The following is a 6591-nucleotide window of genomic DNA, read 5'->3' as shown; positions in this document are numbered from 1 at the left end:
GGCTGAAAATAGTTCGGCTTCTCAAAAGGATTAGAAAGAAGGACAATAAAATGGATGTAACAAAACAAACAGTTGCAAGTCCTATAACTAATTATTCTTATATCAATAATGTGAAAGCTATATTCCAAAACGAAGATTTTGAACATGGTGAATTTTTCGTTGAAGTTGTGATTGAACAATTAGAGAAGGATAATGTATTTTCCTTTTCTTGGGTTGATTTCAAAAATTTTGATGAGATAGCTCAAAAATTAAATGAACTACTTCCAGGCATTGATCAAAATTTAATATCTAATTTTAACAAGGAAATGAATAAAACATTTCCTGAAGGATTTTTGATTAAAGTAGAAATCTAGTAAGTAGCATGCATGAGAAGCTGTTTCAAAAAGGATCGGTAAGAGTATGCATGAGATCCAAAAACAATTGATAGGAGAATGATATGGAAGATATTTTAATTTTTTCTATACCGCCAGCATTACTCTGGATAATTATTTTAATAATTTATATGAGTAAAAAGAAACTTGAAAAAAACGCCACTGAAATGACAATAGGAACTGTTGTAAAAAATAGTATTGGAAAGAGAGTAAGTAATGAGTCAACTCACTATTATAGGAAATTATTGATTGAATATCAGATAGATGGAAAAATTTACAAGACAGAAATTCAGGTAAATCAATTAATATACTTTCGAAAAATTCCAATAGGACAAAAAACAGGTTTACCAGTTGGAACTAGAGTTGAGTTACTCTACAATCCTAAAAACATATCTCAAATTTATTCGAAGATAGATGATCAGTTCAATAAAAAATTTCTTATATTTTTCTTTTTTTGCTTTGCAGGATTTTTAAGTATATTTCCAATTTTGCTATTTTTGCAAGAAATAGGAATATATATTTTTTAACAAAAAATTATTCTTAAAAAGGATCATTCGTAAAAGTAGTTGATTTCTGTCAGCTGCAGAGTGAGATCCACCAGGTAAAGCACGACTAAAAGCGAACGATCATTAATGCCAGGGCAAGGGTAAAACTCAAAATAGCGAACTATATTCCAAAAACGATAGTTATTTTTTGAAAGAAACTTAAAAAAAACCTAGCAAAATCTGCTAGGTCAAGCTCCGTAAATGTGATTGTGACTAAAGTATCTTTTTAATGCTAAAGGAACAGCAAGAACAGAAGTAGCAATAAAAACAGTGAGCAACGATTTTTTCATAAGTGACCATCCCTTTCAAACGTCAGTATTTATTTAAAGTGCCTAAGCACAAACGTGGACGGTAGGATTCGAACCTACACCTCGATGGATAGAGAACAAACATCCGTTTAGTCTCCTGGGAGTTAAACACCACGTTCGCCCACAAATTAAGATTTAAGGTAAGAGGCGAATGAGCCTCTTACACTCAAAAGTTGGGAGATAGTTTTTTATTTTCTTGGTAAACCAAGAAAATAAATTTGAGAAAGTTAATTGTGTCAAAAGCAGATATCAACTTCTTTCTTGTTACTGTCTATATCATAGATGAGAAAGATTAAATGAAGCATAAAAAGGAAAGAAGAATTTTTGAACAATCGTGAAAAAAGTATGAGTAATCAATACTTGGTAAGGGGTTCCTAGCGCGTATCAGCAATTTGTATTGATAAGACCTGTAGAATAGCTTCAAACCAGTGATTATTAAGTGTAACTTTTAAACTGTAAAAGTAGAATATTGACAGTTAGTAAAATAACAAGGTGATATTTTAAAGGTCTCAATACTCAGCTGCACATAGAATAAAAGGACAAAGGGGTTAGTAGAAGAAACAAATGTAAATTTAAATGAAGGATAGGTGTAAGGAGTATGAAGACACTATATTTACTGAGACATGGACAAACACTGTTTAATTTACTTGGTAAAATTCAAGGAGTATGTGATTCACCTTTAACTGAGCAGGGAATAGGTCAAGCTCAGATTGCTAGGGATTACTTTTTAGATCATGATATAATTTTTGATCATGTGTATTCTTCGACACAGGAAAGAGCCGTTGATACTGCAGAAATAGTCTGTGACTACAAAAGTGTTACGCGATTAAAGGGAGTCAAAGAATGGAACTTCGGTTTATTTGAGAGTGAAAGTGAAGACTTAAATCCTAAAATAAAAGCAGGTGAGGTGTCTTATGGAGACTTTTTTGTAGATTACGGTGGAGAATCTAGTGATCAAGTACAAACCAGAATGAATGCTACTCTTGTTGAGGTTATGGAAAAGGAATGTCATCATAATATTTTATGTGTTAGTCATGGGGGTTCCATGTATCGATTTATTCAGAAATGGCTATCGCAAGAGCAAATTAAAACGATTAAATTTACTAACTGCTGTATTTTAAAGTTTGAGTATTCAGAGGGCATATTTAAATTTAAGGAATCAATTAGCCAAGATTAATGGGAGTTCCCAAAAAGGATAAAAAAGAACGGAGTGAGATAATTTGTTACAAGAGAATCAATTTTTGCATATGTAGAATCAACCTATGGGACAATGCCAGAAAAAACATTTAGTAAGTTTCCAGAATACCGTATTTTAAGACACAAACATAATAAAAAATGGTACGGCTTAGTAATGAATGTGCCAAAAAATAAGTTAAATAATGAAGGTAAAGGAGAAACGGATATTATTGATATCAAAGTTGTACCTGAATTAATAGGTTCTTTATTAGAAAAAAAAGGATATTATTCAGCTTATCACATGAATAAAGAAAACTGGATTTCAATAGATCTAAAATCTTGTGTATCGCTACAAGAAGTAAAAAAAATGATTGATATTAGCTATGAATTAACTAAATAATGGTGAAAGAACAAAAATTTAAAAATTGCTAAAAAGAAATAATAATGAAGGAGGAATAACAATGAAAAACAAAGAAATCGAAGGTAAGGTAATTTTAAAGATCAATGATAACTTAATTTATGCGATGATGGAGTTTAAAAATGATAGTCGCTACTTTGCGGTAGATCCATTAGTCAAACTAGACTTACGGCAAACAAAAGATAGTGAAATACCTGAGGAACTGATAAAGTATCTAACTAAGAAGGATGTTTGTGAGTACAATGTGTTTCAACAAATTAATTTAGAGGATAATCATGAATTAGTATATAAAGAAGTGATGGATCAGCTGCGGTAAAGTTCCCAAAAAGGATCCTTTTTGGGAAACACTATTTCTATTTTTATTTCAGAAATTCTATATTAATTCATCACAGATTATTCAAATTTCAATTGTATTATTTATTCATACCAAACAAACAACCCTAACAAAACTTTTTCATTTTTAACTCCTTTTCCTACCTTCCCCAAAGGTAGGTTTTTTTTGTTTATAAAGAGTGTTTATCCTTTTTGAGAACTACTGATATAATTTTTGAGTCAAATCAAATTTTTCTATTTGATCTGCCATTGCAGCGCTATAGCTAGGATCATCATCTTTTATTAAATAAGGGCTACAGAATATCTTTCCTGTAGATTCTTCTGAAAAGATTGAATAGAATTCTGAAATGAAATTGTTTTCCCAATGTGGAACGAGTTTATAAATATTTCCATTTTTATAAAGATAGTCCCCTAATTTATGCTTTCTCTTCATTTTTTGTTTTCTCCATTCGATCATTTTCAGAGAAATTATTCTCTTAGTACAATTTCTTTAAAATAAATTACTTAAATAGCCTGTCCAACGATTAATACAGTTGGACGGGCTACTTCTTTATTCAATAAGAAGTGACTCAATTTCTTTGGATAATTCAGGATTATGAATATCTAAACCAATAATAAAAATTTTTCTTTTTTGATTTTTCATATCAATTACAAAAGACTTTAATGCTTCAACTCCAGAATGATCTAAGATATGAGAATAAGAAAAATCTATTGTTAGCTGTTCGTTGTCATAATTAACAGTTTCAAAATAATGGAGAAACGAATGTGTGGAAGCAAAAAATAAAGGTCCTTTTACTGCAAACACACTATCTTTTTGAACAATTGAAATTGTCGATAGTTTTGCCATAAAAATGACTGCACTTAATAGAACACCTACAAAAATACCAATTGCCAAATTATGTGTATATACAACAATACCGATTGTCACAAGCATTACTAGACTCTCTGTTACTTGGAAAGAGCGTATGAGAGATAAACTTTCCCATTCAAATGTTTCAAACGAAACAGTAATCATAATACCAATAAGAGCTGCAGTAGGTATCTGTATCATAATATCTTTTAGACCAAAAATTAGGATTAATAAAGCCATTCCCGCAACCAAAGTAGAAAGTCTTTTTCTTCCTCCAGATTTTACATTGACCACAGCTTGACCAATCATTGCACAGCCTGCTGGACCACCAAATAACCCCGTCACTATATTTGCAAGACCTTGTGACTTCACTTCCCTTTTACTATCTCCTTTGGTTCCTGTCATTTTATCAACTACAGGAATAGTCAATAATGATTCTATCAGACCTACCATTGTTAAGGCAACTGCTGTCGGAAAAATAATAAAGAACGTTTTAATAGTGAAAGGAACCACAGGAAATGATAATGTTGGTACAATTGTCGACATATTGCCCATATCTCCAATTTTTTGTAGATATCCTGGGTAAGCCAATGCAACAACAGTCATTACTATAATAACAATTAATGCAGGTGGAACAGCTTTTGTAACTTTTGGAAGTCCGTACATTAGCATGATTGTGATAATTACCATGGAGTACGTCCATAGTGATTGCCCAGGTAATTGTTGTACTTGAGCTAGAAAAATTAAAATGGCTAAGGCATTTACGAAGCCAAACATCACAGTTTTTGGAATAAATTTCATTAATCTTTGAATACCAAGATATCCTAGAACTAATTGCATAATACCTGTTAAAATAGTTGCTGCTATCATATATTCAAGACCATGGCTTTTAATTAGCGCAGCCATAACGAGTGCCATAGATCCTGCGGCGGCTGAAACCATGGCTGGTCTTCCACCTGTAAAGGATATAATTAAAATAGTTGTTGCTGAAGCAAATAGTGCTGTCATTGGATTTACTCCTGCAATAATAGCAAAACCTACAACCTCTGGAAGTAAGGCTATAGACGAAACTAGACCAGCAAACAAATCATTTTTCCCATTTCCAATCCACTCTTCTTTTTTTATACTAAATAACATGTAGATAAATCACACCCTTTTAAGTTTTTAGTTGCATTTGACAACTTTATTATAGTATCATAGTCACATTGTTAAATAAAGTCCTAGGTTAATTTAAATTGTATTCAAATTAACCCTATAGTGAATTTTTGAGGTGATTTAATAGATGAATATTGGAATAAGAATTCAAGAATTAAGGAAAGCAAACCACATAACTGCAAGAACATTAGCTGAAAAAATTAATATTTCCCCATCTTTTATTTCTGCAATAGAGAATGATACAACAAAGCTCTCCTTAAAAACACTAACAAATATTTGTGAGGCATTAGGTGTATCATTGTCAGATTTTTTCAATCCTAAATTAAGTCCTACAGATCAGAAATTAATAACTGTTATTATGAGTTTACCAGAACAAAAAAAATATGAACTTCTTCAGTTTTTAACAGGATTAGAAGAGAAGTAATTCTTCCATAGATCAAATTTCTGATTTTAAAATTACTACTCAATTTCTGTAGCTTTTTAACCATCGATAGCAGCACGCATGAGAACCTAAGTGATTGAAAATAATTATTTATTAATTGTAAAAAATGATTTACTTTTAACCTTATATAGTGTATAATATATTTATACATTATATAAGGTTATTTGATTGGGAGTGATCAGTTGAAGTTGAAAGATTTAGGACTTATGACGTTTCCTGAAGCAAGTGAAAGATGGAATAAAGAACGTACTTATGTTTTACAGCGATACAATAATTATCCTGAAAAGTTCCTTGAGGGAACTTTTACTAAGATAGGGAACGGAAAAGGAACGCAAATCATAAGTAGAGAAGGTATGGAGTATCTAACAGGTATGACGGAACAAGAAGCAAATAATGAAGTATGGAAAATATTTGTTTTACAGGACTCTAATATTGTAAATGAAAAAATTGCTACTTCTGAAAAAAAAGCTTATCTTCAATTTTCAAAACTTGTACGAGATTATTTAGAATGGACAGGCGTTTCTATTAAAGATATTCCAAAGCCTACGTACCTAGATAAGGCACAAAAGAATCGTGGAATCAAATTTGACTTTGAAACAGTCATTTACTATAAAAAAGAAAAATGAAGGAGGAATAATGTTGAAAAGAATGTTGAATGAAATTGAAGCAGATTTTAGCGAACTCAAAAATCAAAAAGGGTCATACAGAAGGAATTTGGCACTCGTTGAATTGATGAATGAACTAGAAAAGCATTATGGGACAATGATCACATTTGAAACTGAAGAACAGCTGCAAGAGGAACTGAAAAAGAATGCTACAATGAGACTTTGTAGGGAAATTTCTTTTGCTAGAACCAATGAAAATTAGTTCCAAAAAGGATCAGTAGCAGCATGCATGAGATCCAAAAACGATAGAAATTTGGCTAAAACATTAAGACTAAGGCACAACAAAAATTCAACTATAGAGGTGACCTACAATTCAAATTTTATCTGA

10 protein-coding genes and 1 pseudogene are annotated in these 6591 nt (G+C 31.3%); 8 read left to right on the top strand and 3 right to left on the bottom strand.

Going from position 1 to position 6591, the window contains the following annotated elements; all coding sequences use genetic code 11:
* The 5 genes from A5819_RS00290 to A5819_RS00270 all read left to right on the top strand — a co-directional run.
* Nucleotides 1–353: hypothetical protein (locus A5819_RS00290; RefSeq protein ID WP_217809021.1), on the top strand; the 353-nt coding region annotated here is incomplete at its 5' end.
* Nucleotides 354–436: 83 nt separating this feature from the next.
* Complete coding sequence (locus A5819_RS00285; RefSeq protein ID WP_086281297.1) at nt 437–898, top strand: DUF3592 domain-containing protein; 462 nt, start codon at nt 437–439, stop codon at nt 896–898.
* Between the two features lie 924 nt (nt 899–1822).
* Nucleotides 1823–2401: a histidine phosphatase family protein gene (locus A5819_RS00280; protein WP_086281299.1), complete on the top strand. Its 579-nt coding sequence runs from the start codon at nt 1823–1825 to the stop codon at nt 2399–2401.
* 93 nt (nt 2402–2494) lie between these two features.
* The gene (locus A5819_RS00275) at nt 2495–2800 is read left to right on the top strand and encodes an MmcQ/YjbR family DNA-binding protein (RefSeq protein WP_086281303.1); all 306 of its coding nucleotides are present in this window, start codon (nt 2495–2497) and stop codon (nt 2798–2800) included.
* Between the two features lie 61 nt (nt 2801–2861).
* Nucleotides 2862–3134 (top strand): hypothetical protein, encoded by a 273-nt coding sequence (locus A5819_RS00270; protein WP_086281305.1) that lies wholly within the window; start codon nt 2862–2864, stop codon nt 3132–3134.
* 216 nt (nt 3135–3350) lie between these two features.
* On the opposite strand, the gene A5819_RS00265 is transcribed toward A5819_RS00270, so the two are convergent.
* The 3 genes and pseudogenes from A5819_RS00265 to A5819_RS00260 form a co-directional block, all read right to left on the bottom strand.
* Nucleotides 3351–3584, bottom strand: coding sequence for a hypothetical protein (locus A5819_RS00265; protein WP_086281307.1), 234 nt, complete (start codon nt 3582–3584; stop codon nt 3351–3353).
* 117 nt (nt 3585–3701) lie between these two features.
* Complete coding sequence (locus A5819_RS20045; protein ID WP_339099775.1) at nt 3702–3998, bottom strand: STAS domain-containing protein; 297 nt, start codon at nt 3996–3998, stop codon at nt 3702–3704.
* A 3-nt stretch (nt 3999–4001) separates the two neighbouring features.
* A pseudogene (locus A5819_RS00260) lies at nt 4002–5138 on the bottom strand (SulP family inorganic anion transporter); the annotation flags it as partial.
* A gap of 145 nt (nt 5139–5283) precedes the next feature.
* On the opposite strand from A5819_RS00260, the gene A5819_RS00255 reads away from it, so the two are divergent.
* The 3 genes from A5819_RS00255 (at nt 5284) to A5819_RS00245 (ending at nt 6465) form a co-directional block, all read left to right on the top strand.
* Entirely contained in the window at nt 5284–5580 is a 297-nt protein-coding gene (locus A5819_RS00255) for a helix-turn-helix domain-containing protein (protein ID WP_086353006.1), read from the top strand.
* 206 nt (nt 5581–5786) lie between these two features.
* A complete protein-coding gene (locus tag A5819_RS19085) occupies nt 5787–6224 on the top strand; it encodes a helix-turn-helix domain-containing protein (protein WP_176271323.1) in 438 nt (145 codons plus the stop codon).
* Nucleotides 6225–6234: 10 nt separating this feature from the next.
* Nucleotides 6235–6465, top strand: a complete 231-nt coding sequence (locus A5819_RS00245) for a hypothetical protein (protein ID WP_086353004.1) — start codon at nt 6235–6237, stop codon at nt 6463–6465.
* The last annotated feature ends 126 nt before the right edge of the window (nt 6466–6591 follow it).

The sequence above is a fragment of the Enterococcus sp. 7E2_DIV0204 genome (assembly GCF_002140855.1).
Taxonomy (GTDB): domain Bacteria; phylum Bacillota; class Bacilli; order Lactobacillales; family Enterococcaceae; genus Enterococcus_L; species Enterococcus_L lemimoniae.
This window is presented reverse-complemented; position numbering and strand designations above follow the sequence as displayed.